Origin of the sequence: Nostoc sp. FACHB-152 (assembly GCF_014697475.1) — a bacterium.
Lineage (GTDB): Bacteria > Cyanobacteriota > Cyanobacteriia > Cyanobacteriales > Nostocaceae > Nostoc_B.
The window spans coordinates 1-18,961 of record NZ_JACJRV010000002.1; the positions used below are offsets into that span (position 1 = coordinate 1).

The 18,961-nt window shown below is 39.1% G+C and carries 19 protein-coding genes; 9 read left to right on the forward strand and 10 right to left on the reverse strand.

Features of this window, described 5'->3' with window-relative positions:
* Positions 1-137 precede the first annotated feature (137 nt).
* Positions 138-1,022, forward strand: coding sequence for a pirin family protein (locus tag H6G76_RS02095; RefSeq protein ID WP_190695566.1), 885 nt, complete (start codon positions 138-140; stop codon positions 1,020-1,022).
* Between the two features lie 60 nt (positions 1,023-1,082).
* Here the strand turns inward: H6G76_RS02095 and H6G76_RS02100 are convergent, their stop codons facing one another.
* The 4 genes from H6G76_RS02100 to H6G76_RS02115 all read right to left on the reverse strand — a co-directional run bounded on the left by H6G76_RS02100 (position 1,083) and on the right by H6G76_RS02115 (position 3,664).
* The gene (locus tag H6G76_RS02100) at positions 1,083-1,565 is read right to left on the reverse strand and encodes a hypothetical protein (RefSeq protein ID WP_190694826.1); all 483 of its coding nucleotides are present in this window, start codon (positions 1,563-1,565) and stop codon (positions 1,083-1,085) included.
* Positions 1,566-1,585: 20 nt separating this feature from the next.
* Complete coding sequence (locus tag H6G76_RS02105; protein ID WP_190694828.1) at positions 1,586-1,933, reverse strand: cupin domain-containing protein; 348 nt, start codon at positions 1,931-1,933, stop codon at positions 1,586-1,588.
* Between the two features lie 303 nt (positions 1,934-2,236).
* On the reverse strand, positions 2,237-2,776 hold the full coding sequence (locus tag H6G76_RS02110) for a GNAT family N-acetyltransferase (protein WP_190694830.1): 540 nt from the start codon (positions 2,774-2,776) through the stop codon (positions 2,237-2,239).
* A 63-nt stretch (positions 2,777-2,839) separates the two neighbouring features.
* The gene (locus H6G76_RS02115; RefSeq protein WP_190694832.1) at positions 2,840-3,664 is read right to left on the reverse strand and encodes an EndoU domain-containing protein; all 825 of its coding nucleotides are present in this window, start codon (positions 3,662-3,664) and stop codon (positions 2,840-2,842) included.
* A 382-nt stretch (positions 3,665-4,046) separates the two neighbouring features.
* Between H6G76_RS02115 and H6G76_RS02120 the strand changes: the two genes are divergently transcribed.
* Both H6G76_RS02120 and H6G76_RS02125 read left to right on the forward strand, forming a co-directional pair.
* Positions 4,047-4,292, forward strand: a complete 246-nt coding sequence (locus tag H6G76_RS02120) for a hypothetical protein (RefSeq protein ID WP_190694834.1) — start codon at positions 4,047-4,049, stop codon at positions 4,290-4,292.
* 23 nt (positions 4,293-4,315) lie between these two features.
* A complete protein-coding gene (locus H6G76_RS02125) occupies positions 4,316-4,708 on the forward strand; it encodes a hypothetical protein (RefSeq protein ID WP_190694837.1) in 393 nt (130 codons plus the stop codon).
* Positions 4,709-4,873: 165 nt separating this feature from the next.
* On the opposite strand, the gene ilvC is transcribed toward H6G76_RS02125, so the two are convergent.
* The 5 genes from ilvC to H6G76_RS02150 form a co-directional block, all read right to left on the reverse strand.
* A complete protein-coding gene (ilvC, locus tag H6G76_RS02130) occupies positions 4,874-5,869 on the reverse strand; it encodes a ketol-acid reductoisomerase (RefSeq protein WP_190694839.1) in 996 nt (331 codons plus the stop codon).
* A gap of 214 nt (positions 5,870-6,083) precedes the next feature.
* Positions 6,084-6,950 (reverse strand): aldo/keto reductase, encoded by an 867-nt coding sequence (locus H6G76_RS02135; RefSeq protein ID WP_190694841.1) that lies wholly within the window; start codon positions 6,948-6,950, stop codon positions 6,084-6,086.
* 289 nt (positions 6,951-7,239) lie between these two features.
* Complete coding sequence (locus H6G76_RS02140; protein WP_190694843.1) at positions 7,240-8,562, reverse strand: ATP-binding protein; 1,323 nt, start codon at positions 8,560-8,562, stop codon at positions 7,240-7,242.
* A gap of 91 nt (positions 8,563-8,653) precedes the next feature.
* On the reverse strand, positions 8,654-9,934 hold the full coding sequence (locus H6G76_RS02145) for a tellurite resistance TerB C-terminal domain-containing protein (RefSeq protein WP_190694844.1): 1,281 nt from the start codon (positions 9,932-9,934) through the stop codon (positions 8,654-8,656).
* Positions 9,935-9,977: 43 nt separating this feature from the next.
* Positions 9,978-11,318, reverse strand: a complete 1,341-nt coding sequence (locus H6G76_RS02150; RefSeq protein ID WP_190694846.1) for an ATP-binding protein — start codon at positions 11,316-11,318, stop codon at positions 9,978-9,980.
* Positions 11,319-11,405: 87 nt separating this feature from the next.
* Between H6G76_RS02150 and H6G76_RS02155 the strand changes: the two genes are divergently transcribed.
* The 4 genes from H6G76_RS02155 (at position 11,406) to H6G76_RS02170 (ending at position 15,655) form a co-directional block, all read left to right on the forward strand.
* Positions 11,406-11,723, forward strand: coding sequence for a TMEM14 family protein (locus H6G76_RS02155; RefSeq protein WP_190694848.1), 318 nt, complete (start codon positions 11,406-11,408; stop codon positions 11,721-11,723).
* A gap of 826 nt (positions 11,724-12,549) precedes the next feature.
* Positions 12,550-13,788, forward strand: coding sequence for a phosphotransferase family protein (locus H6G76_RS02160; protein ID WP_190694850.1), 1,239 nt, complete (start codon positions 12,550-12,552; stop codon positions 13,786-13,788).
* A 77-nt stretch (positions 13,789-13,865) separates the two neighbouring features.
* Positions 13,866-14,948: a T3SS effector HopA1 family protein gene (locus H6G76_RS02165; RefSeq protein ID WP_190694852.1), complete on the forward strand. Its 1,083-nt coding sequence runs from the start codon at positions 13,866-13,868 to the stop codon at positions 14,946-14,948.
* 260 nt (positions 14,949-15,208) lie between these two features.
* Positions 15,209-15,655: a thioesterase family protein gene (locus H6G76_RS02170; RefSeq protein WP_190694854.1), complete on the forward strand. Its 447-nt coding sequence runs from the start codon at positions 15,209-15,211 to the stop codon at positions 15,653-15,655.
* A gap of 47 nt (positions 15,656-15,702) precedes the next feature.
* Here the strand turns inward: H6G76_RS02170 and H6G76_RS02175 are convergent, their stop codons facing one another.
* Positions 15,703-16,554: a 1-acyl-sn-glycerol-3-phosphate acyltransferase gene (locus H6G76_RS02175; protein WP_190694856.1), complete on the reverse strand. Its 852-nt coding sequence runs from the start codon at positions 16,552-16,554 to the stop codon at positions 15,703-15,705.
* A 173-nt stretch (positions 16,555-16,727) separates the two neighbouring features.
* On the opposite strand from H6G76_RS02175, the gene H6G76_RS02180 reads away from it, so the two are divergent.
* The gene (locus H6G76_RS02180) at positions 16,728-17,843 is read left to right on the forward strand and encodes a D-alanine--D-alanine ligase family protein (RefSeq protein ID WP_190694858.1); all 1,116 of its coding nucleotides are present in this window, start codon (positions 16,728-16,730) and stop codon (positions 17,841-17,843) included.
* A gap of 293 nt (positions 17,844-18,136) precedes the next feature.
* Positions 18,137-18,784 carry a hypothetical protein gene (locus tag H6G76_RS02185; RefSeq protein WP_190694861.1) on the forward strand — a complete coding sequence of 216 codons (648 nt, stop codon included), beginning with the start codon at positions 18,137-18,139 and terminating at the stop codon, positions 18,782-18,784.
* The last annotated feature ends 177 nt before the right edge of the window (positions 18,785-18,961 follow it).

Genomic DNA, 18,961 nt, shown 5'->3' on the forward strand with positions numbered 1-18,961 from the left:
CTGCATCAGTGAAGTCGCTGGAATACGCCATTAGCATTGGATTTTAGATGCTGAGGAGTACCTTAATTCAAAACCTCATAAGATGTCAAATGGGTTCTATAATAATTGCAGCCTTTACCAGTCACCCCCCATCACGTATGGCAATACTTCAACTGATTGAACCAGAAGTTAAAGATTTGGGTGGATTTGTTGCCCGCCGCAGTTTGCCATATCCTCATCGCCAGATGGTCGGGCCGTTTATTTTTTTCGATCATCTTGGGCCGTCGGTTTTACCGCCTAATAAAGGCATTGATGTCAGACCACACCCTCATATCAATCTGGCAACGCTCACTTATTTATTTGATGGTGCTATTATGCACCGGGATAGTTTAGGTACTGTACAGGAAATTCAACCAGGTGCAGTCAATTGGATGACCGCAGGAACAGGAATTGTACATTCAGAACGCTCTCCCGACAATCAACGTCACAACGAAGCCTCCATTCATGGCATTCAAACCTGGATTGCTTTGCCTGTTGAACATGAAGAAACCGATCCTTGGTTTGTTCACTATCCGGCTCAAACGCTTCCTAGTTGGGAAGAGAATGGCTGTAGCATCAAACTGATTGCTGGAGAAGCATTTGGTTATATCTCGCCTGTGAAAGTTTTTTCACCCATCCTCTATTTAGATGTGGTGTTATCTGCCAATGCTCAGTTCACTATTCCTACTGGTTACTCAGAAATAGCAGTATACAGTGTTACGGACGGATTAAGCATCAATGATCAGCCGCTTGAGCCATATCGCCTTGCCATCCTAGAGCCTGGTCATGTGGTTAAGGTTACTGCTGCTGTTACTGCTCGGTGTATTGTGATTGGTGGTGAACCATTGGGTACACGCTACAAATGGTGGAATTTTGTTTCTAGTAGACCAGAACGAATTGAGCAGGCAAAGGCCGATTGGCGTGATAGACGCTATCCTAGCGTACCAGATGAAACAGAGTTCATTCCCCTGCCAGAAGTGGTGACAGAAGCTAATCCTTTATAGGCTGCGTGCGATCGCGCTGATCACACAGTTAAGTCCTAAGAAACTTAGTATATGGCTTTTTTAGGCAGATCTATCCTGTTCACGGGCATCGACGACTAATATTAAGCATAAGGTGGCGATCGCTTTTTGCCATTCACTTCTGATCTTTGCGTCTTCTACACCATCAAACAACCCCACTAAACGAGGAACCGAGGCTTCCATTGCCGCATGAGGTACTGGACGATGTAAATTAACTAGATGCATTAAACTTTCTTGATGGTTGAGAAAATCAATCACCCATTTAGTGGCGTGTTCTGGACTATCAGGAACCCGCTTAACTTTCAACTCATTTTTTAGCCAGTTGTAAAAAGGTGGTAATTCTTGAGCTAAAACTGCTCCGGCTGTTGGTAAGGTTTCTTGGAGCAAGTTAACATCTAAGCTGTTTAATTTTTGCTTGAGTGTGGGTGAATCAATAACTTCCTTGAGAGGTTTTGACAAAATAGATTCAATCTCAGACTGAGAAGAATCTAAGTGTTGGGCAAAAGTTAAAAGTAGTGATTGCATATAAAAAGTTCCAGAAATAACTAGTCAATAGTTGCTTGCTTTTCCGATAAAATAAGTAAAAAACTCAGATTTTCTTCTGCTTTTAAAGCATGAGGCGCGTTAGCAGGCATAAAAACAAAAACACCAGCCTCAAGCGTAATATCTTGTCCTGATAAAGTAAGCAAACCTTTCCCTTCTAAAACATTAACAGTGGCGTTACGAGTTGATGTATGTTCAGAAATATCAGTATTAGGTGCTAAACAAAAAAGAGTATATTGACAAGCTTTATCTTGGAGTATAACTTTACTCAGAACACCAGCACTGGGATATTCTATTTGAGATTTTAGTTGCAGAACTAAAGATTGATTGTTGGTGATAGAAGAACTCATAATTTTTTATAGATTATAAATATCGATATAAATATTTACAACATGAGAGAGTAGAGAATTTTAACAATATAGAAAGATAGTGTGTTATATCCAAAGCTACTATAAAGTATTTCTAAAACTGTTCATGCAGTCTAAACAACTGCCGTATGGAATAATTTTTATGTAGCTATTTTTATGCCACTAAGTAGATGCATTCTACTTAATACTGCTAAGATATCCTATTTATAAGCTATTTAAAAATAGAGCTTGGTTGTTGTTAATTATATCTAAAACAAAACTTATCTATACTTAACACAAGTCTAATTATTTTGCTTCCCATTCGCGCTCAAGAATAGCGTAAACAAAATGGTCATACCAGATGCCTTTGATCAACTCTTTTTCGCGCAGATGACCCTCACGACGCATACCTATTTTTTCTAAGACTCTTGCAGACGCAATATTGTCAGCAATGCAGTATGCCCAAATACGGTGCATACCTAGGTCTTCAAAACCAAATTTGACTATGGCGTATGCGGCTTCAGTTGCATAACCTTGTCCCCAATAGTGAGTATCAAGTTCATAGCCAATGTTCGCTTCTTGTAATTGTGAATCATTGATACGGATGCCACAATTGCCAATAAGTTGGTTTGCTTTTTTGAGGATAACTGCTAACTGAAACTTTGTACGTGGTTGCTCTGTCTGCTGAGTAATAAACATTTGAACAAATTCGTCTACATCAGCTTGTGTGCGGTTTGCCCAGTGATAATAACGCAAATATAAAGGGTGAGATTGGTAAATAAACACTGCTGGCGAATCACTCTCTATAAAATCACGCATGGATAGACGTTTAGTTTCTAAGAGCATTTCTTATTGCTGCTAGATTATAAATTTTTTACCTCATGAATTCAGCAAAATCAGATCAGACAATCATGCACTACACCTTGCACCTTGGGGAGTAGCATCAGGATAGAAAGTGACAATTGCCTTTTCTTTCCTGACAAAAACAGTCGGAAACGTTGTTCTTGTTTCTTGGTCACGGACGTTATAAATACAGGCTCCTTCTTTATTTCCTTGGCGTTTAAATGCTCTGGTTGCATCTATGAGGATTTCTTCGGCGTTGCTTAGGTAGCCATAGCCTTTAATTACATCTGTTACTCTTCTATTTCCCTGCTGAATTACAACTCCTAAGGTGTAAATTACACCCGGTACAACTTCCTCTCTATTTTGATTATTCGGCAGCCTACCGCCAACGCCTTGTTGTTGTAGTTGTAAATATCTACCAGAAAAATGTAAGCCGCCAATATCATTAGCGTTATAGATTTCTCCACAAAAAATATGTTCAAAAGCCCGGCGTTTAGACCAAATATTAGTTAAATCTTCTAGAAATTGGTCTTGCTTGCGACGACCGGGGCGTAATTCACCACCAGTAGCTTGCCGAATTTTCTGCAATACCTCTGGGTAAGATGATAACAACTGTTTAAATTGAGCAGGGTTAACTTTTGAACCAATAGCACCACAGGTTTTAAGCACAGCTTCATCAAAAGCATTGAGTGATGGTGGCTTTGGTGTAATGTCTAATTGTTGCCCTCTGGGGAAACTTACAGGTACAGGGTTATCAATATTATCAAAAAATGGCAACAGTTGAGTAGGCTGAGACTGGGCCAGCGAAGCATTTTGAAATGCTATTAAGCCAGCTAAGACTAATAAATTTAACTGGTTGAATAGCTTTTTAAATAGATTGATTTTAGCCATAAATATTATAATTTTATCTAAAAATACTGAATTTTTACGGCAGAACAAAGTTTAGTAATAGATGAATGTCTAATCAAATAAAGTGAAACTACTTAAAAAATTATTAACCTAGTGGATAAAAAGCAGTGTATTTGCTGCTTTGTTTTCGGCTATCATCCCAGTAATATAAAGCATAACTTTTAAAAGCTCACACATTTTTAACCTTTTTTCTTAAAAATTAGCACTTTTAATATTTGTACGATTATCGTAATAAATAAACTTGTCTAATTTTTTAGATAATTAAAGATAAATCCAATTATGTTCATAGTTATGTAAAACTATTTGCATAATCAAAAAATAATTTCTCAAATTTTTACAACTACAGTTTTTGAAAAAGAAATTTATGTCACGTAAACTTGCCATTTTGGTAAAGGCCAAAGAACATTTATTTCAGACAGAACTAGTTAAATACGGTGTAGATTCTGAAAAAGCAGCAAAATTAGCTTATATTCTCGCGTCAGAGCCAGAAAATCAGATGTTAACCAATGAAGAGATCCAAATTTTTACCGATGTTGGGCAGAAGTGGTTACTCTCTTTAAAAAGCTATAAGCAAGAACGTTTGAACCAAAAAAACAAAGAGTTTTATTAAAATGTTCATGAAATGGCATTATTATGAAACAGCCATCATTTTTGAAAGTTGTTCGTACTGATTATTGGTGTTTTCTGCTCTTTCTGGTGACTGTTAGCTGTACAATTTTCTTCTTTTTTGGTTTGACAATTCCAATTGCGTTGCTATCAGGTTACTTTTTAATCAAACGCACTCAGATGATTCGTGATGTTTTTGGTAATGGAGTTGCCGTTCCAGGATTGATTACTAAAAAACGATTTACCAGAGGAGAATGGTTATTGTGCTATCGCTATAGTTACAATGGCATAGTTTACGAACGTGGCAATTACATTTTGAAACTCTGGATCAAACTGCGTAAAGGTGAACCAGCAGAAGTTTATATCAATCCCGCCCAGCCAATGCAAGCTTTTTTATCGGAATTTTATCTGAAAAATTGAAACTTAGTTATGAATAGAGACGCGAAAAATCGCGCCTCTAAAATTAAAAATCTAAGTTACAGCAATAGCCAAGACAGTTAGGGCATTGGTACACGATAAAACTTAGATATTGAAAGACTTTTCACTCTGTAACCTGTAACCTATAACCTGTCTCCTGCTATAAAATTAAACTTTTTTCAGCCAGCTAAACATTGCACGTAAGTCTTTACCAACTACTTCAATGGGGTGTTCAGCTTCTTGACGACGCATAGCAGTAAACCCAGGTTTACCAGCTTGGTTTTCTAACACAAATTCTCTAGCGAATTGTCCTGATTGAATTTCGCGGAGAATTTTTCGCATTTCGGCTTTGGTTTGTTCGGTGACAACTCTAGGGCCACGAGTGTAGTCGCCGTATTCTGCGGTGTTAGAAATGCTATCACGCATTGTGGCTAAACCACCTTCTACAACCAAGTCAACAATTAATTTAACTTCGTGCAGACATTCAAAATAAGCCAATTCTGGTTGATAACCAGCTTCGACTAAGGTTTCAAAGCCAGCTTTAATTAAGGCACTTAAACCGCCACACAGTACTGCTTGTTCACCGAATAAATCGGTTTCAGTTTCTTCGCGGAAAGTTGTTTCGAGAACACCAGCACGGGTTCCGCCGATACCTCTAGCGTATGCCATCGCGCGATCGCGTGCTTGACCACTAGCATTTTGATAAACTGCAAACAATGCAGGTACGCCTTGCCCTTGTTCATAAGTCCGGCGCACCAAATGACCAGGGCCTTTAGGTGCTACCATCACCACATCTACGTCAGCAGGTGGTACAACTTGTCCAAAGTGAATATTAAAGCCGTGGGCAAAGGCTAAGACATTTCCAGCTTCTAAATTAGGTTCAATTTCGTTTTTATAAACTGTCTTTTGAACTTCATCTGGTAATAAAATCATGATGAAGTCGGCAGCTTTAGCGGCATCTGCAACATTTTTCACGGTTAACCCAGCAGCTTGGGCTTTTTCTGCTGACTTACTGCCCGGATATAGCCCAACAATCACATTCAAACCGCTATCTTTTAAATTTAAGGCATGAGCATGACCTTGGGAACCATAGCCGATAATAGCAATAGTTTTTCCGGCCAAAAGGTCTAAATTGGCATCTTCGTCATAGTACATCCGGGCCATAGAAGCATCTCCTGTCAGCAAGCATCTTCAATTATTTATTGGCAGGCTTTTGATCTTACCCCAAATTGAGTAACCAGAGATACATTATGGAATATTGAATTTATAGTAGGGAATAGGTAACAGTTCTTAAAGCTGCTTAGTGTCCATGTTTGATAATTAGTTCTTGTCTTAATCCATGCTTTGACTGTTTTACTCTTGAATTTTATGCTTGGAATTAGGTTGCTTGATCAATTTTTTGTACTTCTGCTTCGGAAAGTTTAATATCAACAGCGCGTACCGAGTCTTCAATGCTGGAAATCTTACTTGCGCCGGGAATTGGCAAGATACAGGGTGATTTAGAACGCAACCACGCCAACACAATACAGTATACCGATACGCCTTTAGCTTTTGCTAATTGAGCGATCGCCGGAATATTTTGCAAACCTTGATGGCGACGACTCCCACCAAAGGGACTCCAAGGCAGAAAAGTTAACTCTTCTTGTTCGCAGTACTGCAATACACCATCACTCTCTGGCTGTCTTTGCCACGGGCTGTATTGATTTTGCACCGAAACAATATCCACCACATCCCGCGCCCGTTGAATTTGTTCTACCGAGAAGTTAGACACCCCGACAAATCGAATCAAACCTGCATCTACAGCTTCTTTCACAGGTGCAAGAGATTCCTCAATTGTATATTGCGTATCTGGCGCGTGATATTGCCATACATCAATGGGTTTATTGCCCCCTAACGCCTCAAAACTGGCACGAATAGTTTGGCGGAGATGTTCTGGGTTGCCGTTGCGTACCCAGTTGCCATCAGGACGCATCAAACCGCCTTTCGTGGCGACAATAACCTGACTCGCATCACCTTGATAACTAGCAAGTGCTTTATGAATTAGTTTTTCATTGTGATGTTTATCTGATTCATCTTTGCAGTAAGAGTCGGCGGTATCAATAAAAGTGACTCCTAAATCTAAAGCCCGATGGATAACTTGAATTGATTCTGCTTCTGGAGGGCGGTTATATATCGACATTGGCATCCCACCTAAACCAATTACACTGGTAAAGATACCTGTTTTTCCTAGTTGTTTAGTTTCCATCGTTTAGTTGTTGCTGACAGCGTTATTACTTTATGTAAACGGGTCAGGCATATTTTGACATTCATCTAGAGATAGGTATGACGTATCTCACGCAGAGACGCAGAGGCGCAGAGAGAGGATCAAGAGTTGGATAATTAAATTTAATTCCCTGATGAACCAACGCCTTCTATGATTAGTGATTATCTCTCTTCATCTTCCTCTCTGTGTTGCGCCAGTTGCTTCAAGTCGGCAAAGCCGCCCAACGCACTGGCTTCTCTGTGCCTCTGTGGTTCGTTAACATTATCAAAAATTACAAACTAAATTCTGCGGCATCATCTTCATCGACATTTTTACCTACTGCTGTAGGCTTAAATTGAGAACCGTGAATTAGTTCTTTAAATACTACTTTAGGATTTTGATGCATAATATTTAATACACTAATAAAATCCCGGACAATTTCGCCTGGGGTAAGTAAAGCTTCTGCACCTAAGCGATTAATAATTTCTTGTAAGAATTCCTGTAATTCCCGATTTGATAAAGTCTTTTCACTACTGTAGTGAGTTGCATGAATTTCTGTGAGGCGTTGCAACAGGGTCAAAATTTCGCCTTGACTCAATGGGTTTAATCGAATTACCGGCCCTAAAAACTCTTGAACATTCGCTTGACTTACAAAGCGACTTTCTTTTGTACGTCTGCGCCAAGCTTGGTCAGCAAATAAACCTCGGTTTGGGTCTTCTAAAAACTTAGTTGTGCCACCAAGCAAAATTCCTAAATGTTCTGCTTTGCATTGCATCGTATCGTTAAACATCGTCAGCAGTCGGTTATAGTTTTTTTCTCTTGTAACTGTAGTAGATATTTGATATAAATTTACTGCTTCATCTAATAATACTAACAAACCTTTGTAACCAATTTCTGCCACAAATTTGGCGAACAACTTGATGTAGTCGTACCAGCTTTCATCATCAATAATTACTCGCACACCTAAGGCGGCTTTGGCTTCTGTTTTGGTGTTAAATTCACCACGTAACCAGCGCAGGGCAGCATTTTTTAAATTATCATCGTCTAAGCGATAACCCCGCCAATAAGCAATAATCACGTTACCAAAATCAAATCCATGAACTAAGTCTTCAATATAGTGAACTACTTCCCTAATTTTGGCTTCAACTTGGTCATCAAATCCCTCGTCGGTAGGACGCATATTAGTTTCTTTGGCAACTTCTTGTTGGATTTTATTAATCCAACCTTCTAAAATTGAAACTATCGCGCCACCATCAGGACGGGTTTTTGTTGAAAGGTGACTCATTAATTCTCTGTACGTTGCCAAACCTTCATTATTACTTCCTGCGAGGCGGCGTTCATAAGATAAATCAGCATCAGCTACTACAAAACCTTGCTCCATTGCACGGTTACGAATCATTTGTAGAATAAAGCTTTTGCCTGAACCATAGTTACCAATAATAAAGCGAAATGCTGCTACACCTTCTGCAATATCATCGAGGTTTTGTATTAGGCTTTTAAGTTCATTTTCTCGACCAACTGCTATATATTCGACTCCTAATCTTGGTACAACTCCCGCACCTAAGGAATTAATTAAGGCAGTGGAAATTTTCTTCGAGATTTTGAGCTTTGCCATGTACTTCACTTTACGAAATGTTGAACTCAGAGGTATACAGCCCTATGGCTATGTATATGCCTATTTACTCATCATTGTACGATAGCAGAATTTAATTTGATGATGCGTGTCTACTCATGAGGTCTTCGTACATAGCCAGCATTTTTCTGACGTTTATTAGATGTTCTTGATAAACTTCAGGGTTGTCTTCTCCTGGCTCGATGATCAATTCACCAATAATATCGTTAGCACGTTCATTGATAGAATCAATTAATAGATTTGGCATTGTAATATTTGCTTCGGCAATCTGTTTAATTATAGGTTTAGGGTTATCTTCTTGGATTATTGCTTTGAGAACTGCGATTTCATGTCCTGGTAACTTTTCTAACAAATTGCTCCATTCTTCAGGTAAGTTTTCATCTGGTTCTTCTGAAGGTGCAATTAAGTCAGCAAAAGGAAATATTTCAATCTCATCGTCTGTAGAAATATTTTCAGTTATATCAGATATGTTTTCTAAATTAAGGGTTTCTGTCTGGTGCAGTAATTCCCAAACTTGGTTTTGTAATAAGTCTCGTTCACTTTGTAATACTGAAACTTGACCATTTAATTGTTGTAATTGAGTTTCTTTGTCTGTTATTTGCTGATTAATAGTATTTAGGCTAGATATGATAGTTTCTCTTTCTTCTTTTATAGATGCTAATATTTGATTTTGCTGATTAACTACAATTTCCATCTCTTGAATTTTTATTCTCAGTTCATACATTTTTTCCTCAAGTTGAGGTTTGAGTCTGCCTAATAATGTTAAACTGTTTTCAACTTCTTCTTTTTCTTGCCTGAGGGTTTCAATTTGGGTTTGTAACTGGGCAATTTCAGCACGGGAGACATTACTATTTAATTCTAAACGGCGTTTTTCTGCTGTGAGGTTAGAGCAAGTGTTACTTAGTTCTGTATTAGTTTGTTCTAGTGTTTGAATTGTATTTTTGAGGTTATTAGCTTCAGTTTCTAACTGCTTTTTCTGAGTAGCAAAATTGCCCAACTCCCGATGCAGACTGTCTCGTTGATTACGAGATTCGGCAATTTGATTTTGTAGTTGTTGAGACTCGGCGTATAATAAGCTGCGATGCTCTTCTATTTGTTTAATTTCTTGATAAGTTCGCTTTTTTAGTGCCTCTTGCTCTTTAATACGTTTCCGCAAGGAAACTAACACCAGCATTTCATGATTTCTCCGCCGTTTATCAACAAATAAGGCTGCGGCATAAGTGGCTAGTACAGTAATTATGCCTGTGAGAAAGGCTCTACTAAAATCCCAGTTGGGAACAAGGCTGAGGCCAAAACTTACACTAAAGGCAACTATACCTAAGAGGAATCGATTGCTGAGGATTACTGCTTGCATATTGCTGGTTTTTAGCTTAGTGAATATAATTCGTAATTCATAATTAATCAGATTTATTATTAGTTGCTCCAAACAGAGATATATCGGCTTTTAAAAAATCAATAAACTGCCGGGCTGTGCGTCCAGAACGACCATTATGGCGAGTTGCCCACTGTAATGCTTGATATTCTAGATCTTCTGGGCTGATATTGATTTTGGCTTGTGCCGCTAAATGGCGAATAATTGTTAAATAAGTCTGTTGATTGGCTGGCTCAAAGGTTAAGGTTAAGCCAAAGCGATCGCTAAATGATAATTTCTCCTGCATGGTATCCCAAGCATGGACTTCTTCGTGGTCTTTGGGTGCAGGTCTATCGGCAAAATATTCCCGAATAAGGTGGCGACGGTTGGATGTGGCATACACAACTACGTTTTGCGGTCGTGCGGTTAAGTTCCCTTCTAAAACTACTTTCAAAGCTTTAAAAGCATCGTCATCTTCTTCAAACGATAAATCATCCACAAAGATAATAAATTTCTGGGGTAAGCCGCGTAACTGTTCCACAATTTTTGGTAAATCTTGCAAATCAGATTTTGTGACTTCCAGTAAGCGGAGGTTGCGTTCTTCATACTCGTTCAACAAAGCTTTGACTAAAGAAGATTTACCGGAACCGCGACTACCATAGAGTAATACGTGCAGTGCCGCTTCGCCTGACAATAAAAACTGAGTATTTTTTAGCAAAGCATCACGCTGCCATTCATAACCTACTAGTGTACCCAGCTTGATGGGGTCGGGGTGGGGTATACCAATAAACTGCCCAGCTTGCCAACGCAAGGCGCGATATTCGGCAAATATACCTGCGCCAAATTTACGATAATAAGCGGCTAACTCTTCTACTGCATCAGCCCAATTTTCCCAATGTTGTAGAGATAGGGTTTTCTGGCTGCTGATATCATCTTGTTCTTGATACCAGACGACAGGGGAGACGGGTAAATGGGCTACAGTTTGCACCCACTCGCTTAAACAAGCACTACTACATTCATACAGACTTTGCAATATATGTAAGTCATGCTGGGCTGCGGCAATTAAAGCTGGGGGTAACTCTTTAAAGTCTTGCTGTTGCGCCTGTCGGCTAAAAGGGTTCTCGCACAGCAGTATTTGCGAAATTAAATAGTCTTCCCAATTTTGATTTCGCGCTGCTAAGGCGTGGAAGTAATTACCATAGGCTTGGAGACAGCCCCTGGCATCGGCATCAGTGTAACGTATTGCTTGCAACAGGTCTAAAAATGCGATCCCGGCTTCGCTCTGGAGGACGGATTGGTAGAGTAAAAGAGAAGATGCTTGACGCTGGAGGAATTGAACCTGGGCATAGGAGGAAGGACTTGCCGTTGGCATCGCTGGAATATTCATCAATCAACTGGGTGATGTAGCTAATTAGCTATGGTAAATTGTCTGCCGACCTTGGCAGGAAAGTCAAAATCTACATAGGGCTTAACAATGAATTTAAGTATAATTGCTGCTTTCACCTACGGTATCTTAGCAATTGTTGGTGGCATTATTGGTTATGTTCAGGCTCGTAGTCAGGTTTCCCTAATTAGTGGTAGTGTTAGCGGTTTGTTGCTGATTTTAGCTGCTTACTTTCAACTCCAAGGGCAAAGCTGGGGTTTGATTTTAGCGGCTGTGGTGACGGCTGTTTTGGTAGTTGTCTTTGCTGGGAGGTTAGCCAAGACACGCAAGTTGATGCCAGCAGGGTTAATGACTGGTTTGGGTGTGCTGGCTTTGGTTGTAATGTTGCATCAGCTGTTAGTACGGTAAGCAATAGTACATTTATATTATTGTATTACTGTGGCGATCGCTAGTACAAAAGACTGAAGTATAAAGTCTGAATTATAAAATGACAGGAATTTTATAGTAGCGGCTTGATTTATGTAGAAATGTACTAAGGAATTAGACAAAGTTAGTAAAAAATCTAGCTAGACACTGAAGAAACATCATAAAATATTAATTTTTGGTCACAAAAAATTTGTTACCATCTTGCTAAAACATCCGGTTTTATTTACTAACTAATGATAAATAAAGATAAGATTGCATCTAATGTACACAGTTTTGGGTAGAACCGAGAGTTTAACCTTTGAATCACCAGGGATTGTCAGCTTAGACTAAGCTGCTAATAAAATTAATTGTCCATACTGCATTTATTAGTGTCATCTTAAAGTAATTGGAAATGTTGACTGAGTATTGAATACTCATGGTTTGATAATCTTCAAGTTTAAATTGTTATTTTTGAAACAAAATTAATTTGGCTAACTTTCATACTTAACTAAGGTTATTTACCTAATTTACTTTTTAATTTAAGTAAGTTTTTTATTGAGTATATATTAACCAAAAGGATTATCTATTTAAGAGTGCATACAAAATAATTAAAAACATGGGTGCTTTAATGACAATTTATAAAAAAAAGATAAAAGTAATTTTGCCATTTTGGCAGTTCCATCTTGTAGAAATAAGATATTAGTATATGACAAGCAACATAATTACTAAAGAGGCATTTATTGTCCTCTAATTAAACTACCTAAGTAAAACTGAAACTGACATTAACTAATTAACTCTCTCAGTAATTTTACGAAATAGGAAATAATATATGTTATTATCACTATCTTCTCAAAATGTTATCCAGTATTTGCAAGCAGCAGGACTGTGTAGCTTAGAAAATGGCATAACAGATAAGTCTGAATTGCCAAGAAGTAGCAAAAAGAATTTCAATTTACGGGTGAAATTGGGAAATAATCAGCAGCTGCTAGTTCAACAAGAACACCGTTTTGAAGATGAGGGAAATCCTCATGAGTTTTTTAATGAATGGCTATTTCAGCAATTGCTACGCCAGTTTCCAGTGTTGGGTAATATTGCAGCGATCGCATCATTAGTAGTACATTATGATGCAGAAAATTCTATCCTTGTCCGTAATTATTTAAGTGATTATCTTGAACTGCAAAGCTTTTATCAAAAAAACGATATTTTTCCAACAGAAATTGCTACCGCTATCGGTAAGACAATAGCTAGCTTACATCGCGCTACTTTTCAACGCCGAGAATATCGTGATTTTATGTCAACTGCGCCGGAAGGACAGTTTCGCTATAGTTTCTACAACCCAGCACAGGGTATAGACACGCTGACACCTGAGATTTTTGGTGCAGTTCCAAAGGAAGCACTGCAATTTTATACTTATTATCAGCGTTATGAGTGTTTAGAATCTGCGATCGCAGATTTAGCTTATGAATGGAAACCTTGCTGTTTAACTCACAATGATTTAACATTAAGCAATATTTTGCTACATTCCCGATGGGATAAATTAGATAATTGCTTAGTAAAATTGATAGATTGGGAAGCTTGCGCTTGGGGAGATCCCACATTTGATTTAGGAACTTTAATCGCCAGCTACTTAAAAATTTGGCTGTCTAGCTTGGTAGTAGATCCGATGTTAGATTTAGAAGAATCATTACAGTTAGCAGTTACACCACTAGAAGTTATTCAACCTTCATTGTTGGCTTTAATTCGAGCTTACTTAAATGAATTTCCTGCTATTTTAGAACATCGGCAAGACTTTTTAGCGCGAGTTATTCAATTTGCTGGATTGGGACTAATTCATCAACTACAAGCAAAAATTAAATTTCAACAGCATTTTGATAATGCTGATATGTCCGCGCTTCACTTAGCACAAAACCTGCTGACTATGCCGGAGAAATCTATACATACTGTTTTCGGTGTTTCCCAGTTAGAAATTGTTGCGCTTCTGGCTGAAAAACATCAACTTGCTCAACCGCAAAAAGAACAAAAATTAGTTCGTCTCTATTACGAAAAAACTCGTTTACGCGGATGTTGAAGATTTAGTTATTTGTCATTTTTTCCTAGTTATTTTATTGCTCTACTCCCTAATCTCTACTCCCTACTCCCATACTCATGCTAAATTCTACCAACCCACTGTTAAATTCTCTCGTTGATATTGCTAGTAATATCCAGATTGAATCTAACTTTTCCATTCACCATCCTCACTATCAACCTTTTGCCTTACCCAGTAAATTAGCAGACAGATTTCAACAAAATTCTGCCACTTTACAACAGAAATATCTTACTCTGCTACTGCGTAATTTTCTTTATGGTATTTATTACAACGGTTCGTTGCAAAGCACTTTAGCTGTCAATACTGAGACATCTAATTGCTTAGAAAATCAATATTCAACTAACAATCCTAATTTAGGAATTGATTGGGAATTTTACGAACAGCTACATACTAAAAATCACGGCAAAGGTTATTTTGACTCTAGTTGGCAAGTGTTACGTCAAGAGCCTGATGGTAGTATGGCTGTAACTAAAGGTGGTTTAACATTATATGTTGAGCCAGACTGCCATCTCCAACCCAACCGTAAATCTGCCAAACCGGGTGAGTCAGTCGCTATCTGGATGCCTAAAAATCACTTACAAAATGGTTGTTATGTAGCGGTAAGTGATGTAGGACAAGAACAACAAACTCTAGATGCAGATTTGGGGATAGGGCGGATATATTTTAATATTACGGCAGATGGGGCGATCGCACTCATGGATAGCCTGACGCAACAACTCAACAAAGCTACTCTTCCGTTTACCTTCCAAGTGCTTTACAACCCTTGCGCTTACGGACGCTTCGACTCAGGGATACTTTATTTTGAACGGGAAGACTACCCAGCAATTCATCAAATTCTTCAGGCTGTCTATAAAGAACATCAAGCTTATTTTCAGCCTGAAATTCCCTTATTTACTAAGTTTTTAGCACCCGGACTGAGTTTAGCTGAAGAACCTATTCAAAAATTCGCCGCGCAAGAAACTTTTGGTTTGAACCGTTGCCAAATTGTTGCTCATGCTTTGTTAGAAGTTTGGCAAAAAGGTAAGGATGCAATTGAGGAACGCATGAATTCAATTGAGCGACATTTTTCACTACACTCAGTTGACTTACAACGTCCTTACCTCAATCCTAGTTCTGATGATATATATTCTCCTTTAAATTGAGTAGCAAACTTGTTCAGATCCCCGACTTCTTTGAGAAGTCAGGGATCTTGTTGTTTACGAATGATATCATGTCCGGCAAATTAGTTATGGTTCGGTAAATCTGTGCAGAAACTACAAAACCCTCTCCCCTGCACCCCTGCGCCCTTCATGATAAGTCTTTCGCCGGACACGATATGATTTAGGGCTGCTATAGTTTTTGCAGTAATATGATTTTGTATAGCAGGCTATCAGCCTGTCATTTTGATTTTTAATTAAAAAATATGCCTTTTATCTATAATCGTACTGTCCGCTTTTCTGATACTGATGCGGCAGGAGTAGTTTTTTTTGCGAATGTTTTGGGTATTTGTCACGAAGCCTATGAAGCATCTCTTGCAGCATCAGGAATTGATGTCAAGGCTTTTTTTACTCATCCTTTAGTTGCTTTTCCTATTGTTCATACTAATGTAGATTTTTTGCGTCCAATGTATTGTGGAGATGAGTTAAGCGTTAGTTTAATTCCTCAAAAATTAGGTGTAGATAAATTTGAGCTTGCTTACGAAGTTTCGATTGCAGATGTGTTGGTTGCTAAGGCAATTACTCGGCACGTTTGCATTGATGTAAATAGTAGAATTAAGCAGGAATTACCTGCTGAAATTATGCATTGGTTAGAAACGAACCGCAAAGACGCAGAGGGCGCAGAGAGGAGAAAGTCAAGAGAGACGATGTAGCAGGTTATAGGTTACAGGTTACAGGGTTAGTGTATAAGCAATCTTTTTTACTTTTCAGTTTTGCCTTTTGCTACTAGTTGGTCTAATTCAAACTGCATTTTACTTATAACTAAGTTGTAGCATTCATCAACATAAGTGCGATCGCTTGCGGCTTCTCTGCCGTAGCTTTCAAACACAATTGGCGGACAAACCTGTGTGTGAATAGTTACCGGGAAAGGAATATTAGGAAGCGGGCCAATAGCTAATCCCCAAGGCCAACCCAGATAAATCGGAAAGACCACCGGATCAATATCCAATAGCCAAGGCATCCCCTGCTCGTGGAGTTGATGCATAATTTTGTAAATATCTGCCAGTACAATTAAAGTATCGTGCGCTCCTGTAGAAATTACAGGCACAATCGGCACATTTTCTCGCAGTGCTAACTTGATAAATGCGTGCCGTCCAGCAAAATAAATTTTATTTCTTAAATGATGGGGTCGAAAAACATCTTCGGCTCCACCTGGGTATACTAGTACACTTGCACCTGAACGCAAAGCCGCATAAGCCATTTTAGGATGAGCCATAATTGCACCCATCTTGGCAACTAGTTGTGCCAGTGGTGGCGCAACTTCCCACACTCTAGGATGCATTAAGCCATAAACAGGTTGTTCTACACCAAAGTGTAGGAACCAATCGTACATCATCATTACCATATCAGGAGCAGCAAGTCCACCATTATGTGAGCCGACAAACAAGACTTTTTGCTGAGGTTTTATGTGATGCCAACCACCTGTTTGCACCCGAAAATAATAACGATAGAAAAAGCCCAATAAAGGCATCATGGATTTAATAAAGTTTGGGTCTCGCTCATCCAAAGACCAACCGAGTTTTTTTTCCAATTTGTGTCTCTTTTGTAACATAGAAAAATCTTAACAGTATTGATAGAAGTTTTTTGCAGTGATATCAACATATCGAAATATTCAACGATTTTGGCTCATCCTTAATAGCAGCCAACTCTGGCTTAAAGGAAAAATATAGCAACTTCGGCAGGTTGTGATAGGCTATCTGCGATAAGAGTGTAAAGGTACTAAAGATGACTAAGTTAAGGGTAGGGCTGCTGTTTGGCGGACGTTCTGGAGAACATGAAGTATCGATTAGTTCGGCAAGGGCGATCGCAAAAGCCCTAAGTGCAGAACAAAATGCTAGTAAGTACGAAATTCTGCCTTTTTATATTCAAAAAGATGGTCGCTGGTTAGCTGGGGAAGCACCCCAACAAGTGCTAGTTTCGGGTAAACCCTTATTAGAATCTCAAAACTCCGCCACCTCAGAACAAAGTCAACTCACCAATTCCCAAACCCAAACCCTCGGCCGTTGGCAATCTCCTTCCCAAGTTGCAGAAGTGGATGTTTGGTTTCCCATTCTCCACGGCCCCAACGGGGAAGACGGCACAATTCAAGGCTTACTGACGTTAATGCAAGTTCCTTTTGTCGGTTCTGGAGTGTTGGGTTCAGCCTTGGGAATGGACAAAATTGCGATGAAAATGGCATTTGACCAAGCTGGGTTGCCCCAAGTTAAATATAAAGCGTTGACAAGAGCGCAAGTGTGGTCAAATCCTTGCGTATTTCCGAAACTGTGCGACGAAATAGAAGCAACATTGGGCTATCCCTGTTTTGTCAAACCTGCTAACTTAGGTTCATCAGTGGGTATTGCCAAAGTGCGATCGCGTTCTGAATTAGAAACTGCACTCGACCAAGCCGCCAGTTACGATCGCCGAATCATTGTTGAAGCCGGAGTAGTCGCCAGAGAAGTAGAATGTGCAGTATTAGGTAACGACCAACCCCAAGCCTCAGTAGTTGGAGAAATTACCTTTGACAGCGATTTTTACGATTACGAAACTAAATATACCGAAGGTAGAGCCGATTTACTAATTCCAGCAAAGCTTCCAGAGGATATCAGTCGTCAAATTCAAGATATGGCCTTACAAGCTTTTGCGGCGGTTGATGCGGCAGGATTAGCAAGAGTAGATTTCTTTTATGTAGAAGCCACAGGCGAAATATTAATTAACGAAATTAATACCTTTCCCGGATTTACAGCCACTAGTATGTATCCCCGACTTTGGGCTTATAGCGGCATACCATTTCATGAATTAGTAGATAGATTGATACAACTAGCTTTAGAAAGACATTCTCCTGCTGCACCCAAGCAATAAATATAGCAGTTATCTATGACATGAGTTATACCCTACCTAGGCTCTAGCCTCCTGGCCCTAACCTCTAACTGCGTCGATAGGCAGAAATAGTTAAATTGATTTTGGATCATGAATTCTTTATCTGCCTGATTGACAAATTGGCTAAAAGCACTGATTTTTGGGAAAAAGTTAGGATTTTCTCGCTTACAATTCACACAAAAGCTACTTTATACCAAAATCATGCTACGGATACTGGATAAGTAACTCCTCAAGTACAATCATGGGACGAGACGGGTACTAGTCTGAAAGTGATCATGGAAAAAAGTCAAAGTGTGAACCATGAGCCAACCCAACTGATAGAACCCAAAGCAGAAACAAGCAATAATCAATTGGGTTCCAAAGGTCGCTCAAATTTACTGATTTATTTGCTGACGCAGCAACCTTTGCTGTTGTTAGGCGCATTTTTTACAATAGCTCTTGGCACAGCTGCCTTGGCATTTTACAGCCTCAGTCATGTTAGCACTCCACAGCAAACAGAAGCAGAACCACTGCCTGTAATAGTGGAAGAACCAGTTATCACTGAACGTAGCAATCCTATACCTTTATGGCTGGTAATGGCGATCGCTCTTACTTGTGGTAGTGGTTGTTATGTAATTTTTCGCTTGTTTAACCGTCCAAAAGGGCGTTACAAAATTCCAAAACACGTTCACAACCATCAACCAGCTTTAACCCCCATCTCTCAACCTAGATGGGAAGCACAAACACCCAAGCGTCTGCCGCCAGTGCTAGCATCGCTGCAACCACTCAACACAGTCGATTCCATACCAGCTAAAACAAAATCTCTAGTGTCGGTTTTGCCGCCAGCACACCAATACCGTCTTGATAAAGGCAAAGAATCACTAGCAGAGTTGATGGACATTCGCAAAGAAAATTCTTTATCAGCACTCTTACAAAAATCCTAATGTGATTGCCACACCAAAACTGCTGACTATAAGGGTACAGAAATTCTGTACCCTTATTAATTATTAAGTAACTCAAGCTAATAAAATACAAATCTAAAAAATAAATATTAAAACCTGCCAAAATGGCAACATAACTAAGATTACCAAAGTTAAATTTATTAAAGATAAACGACTTCA

Coding starts and splice junctions, on each gene's coding strand:
- H6G76_RS02095 (WP_190695566.1), top strand. CDS start 138: ATGGCAATACTTCAACTGATTGAACCAGAAGTTAAAGATTTGGGTGGA.
- H6G76_RS02100 (WP_190694826.1), bottom strand. CDS start 1,565: ATGCAATCACTACTTTTAACTTTTGCCCAACACTTAGATTCTTCTCAG.
- H6G76_RS02105 (WP_190694828.1), bottom strand. CDS start 1,933: ATGAGTTCTTCTATCACCAACAATCAATCTTTAGTTCTGCAACTAAAA.
- H6G76_RS02110 (WP_190694830.1), bottom strand. CDS start 2,776: ATGCTCTTAGAAACTAAACGTCTATCCATGCGTGATTTTATAGAGAGT.
- H6G76_RS02115 (WP_190694832.1), bottom strand. CDS start 3,664: ATGGCTAAAATCAATCTATTTAAAAAGCTATTCAACCAGTTAAATTTA.
- H6G76_RS02120 (WP_190694834.1), top strand. CDS start 4,047: ATGTCACGTAAACTTGCCATTTTGGTAAAGGCCAAAGAACATTTATTT.
- H6G76_RS02125 (WP_190694837.1), top strand. CDS start 4,316: ATGAAACAGCCATCATTTTTGAAAGTTGTTCGTACTGATTATTGGTGT.
- ilvC (WP_190694839.1), bottom strand. CDS start 5,869: ATGGCCCGGATGTACTATGACGAAGATGCCAATTTAGACCTTTTGGCC.
- H6G76_RS02135 (WP_190694841.1), bottom strand. CDS start 6,950: ATGGAAACTAAACAACTAGGAAAAACAGGTATCTTTACCAGTGTAATT.
- H6G76_RS02140 (WP_190694843.1), bottom strand. CDS start 8,562: ATGGCAAAGCTCAAAATCTCGAAGAAAATTTCCACTGCCTTAATTAAT.
- H6G76_RS02145 (WP_190694844.1), bottom strand. CDS start 9,934: ATGCAAGCAGTAATCCTCAGCAATCGATTCCTCTTAGGTATAGTTGCC.
- H6G76_RS02150 (WP_190694846.1), bottom strand. CDS start 11,318: ATGAATATTCCAGCGATGCCAACGGCAAGTCCTTCCTCCTATGCCCAG.
- H6G76_RS02155 (WP_190694848.1), top strand. CDS start 11,406: ATGAATTTAAGTATAATTGCTGCTTTCACCTACGGTATCTTAGCAATT.
- H6G76_RS02160 (WP_190694850.1), top strand. CDS start 12,550: ATGTTATTATCACTATCTTCTCAAAATGTTATCCAGTATTTGCAAGCA.
- H6G76_RS02165 (WP_190694852.1), top strand. CDS start 13,866: ATGCTAAATTCTACCAACCCACTGTTAAATTCTCTCGTTGATATTGCT.
- H6G76_RS02170 (WP_190694854.1), top strand. CDS start 15,209: ATGCCTTTTATCTATAATCGTACTGTCCGCTTTTCTGATACTGATGCG.
- H6G76_RS02175 (WP_190694856.1), bottom strand. CDS start 16,554: ATGTTACAAAAGAGACACAAATTGGAAAAAAAACTCGGTTGGTCTTTG.
- H6G76_RS02180 (WP_190694858.1), top strand. CDS start 16,728: ATGACTAAGTTAAGGGTAGGGCTGCTGTTTGGCGGACGTTCTGGAGAA.
- H6G76_RS02185 (WP_190694861.1), top strand. CDS start 18,137: ATGGAAAAAAGTCAAAGTGTGAACCATGAGCCAACCCAACTGATAGAA.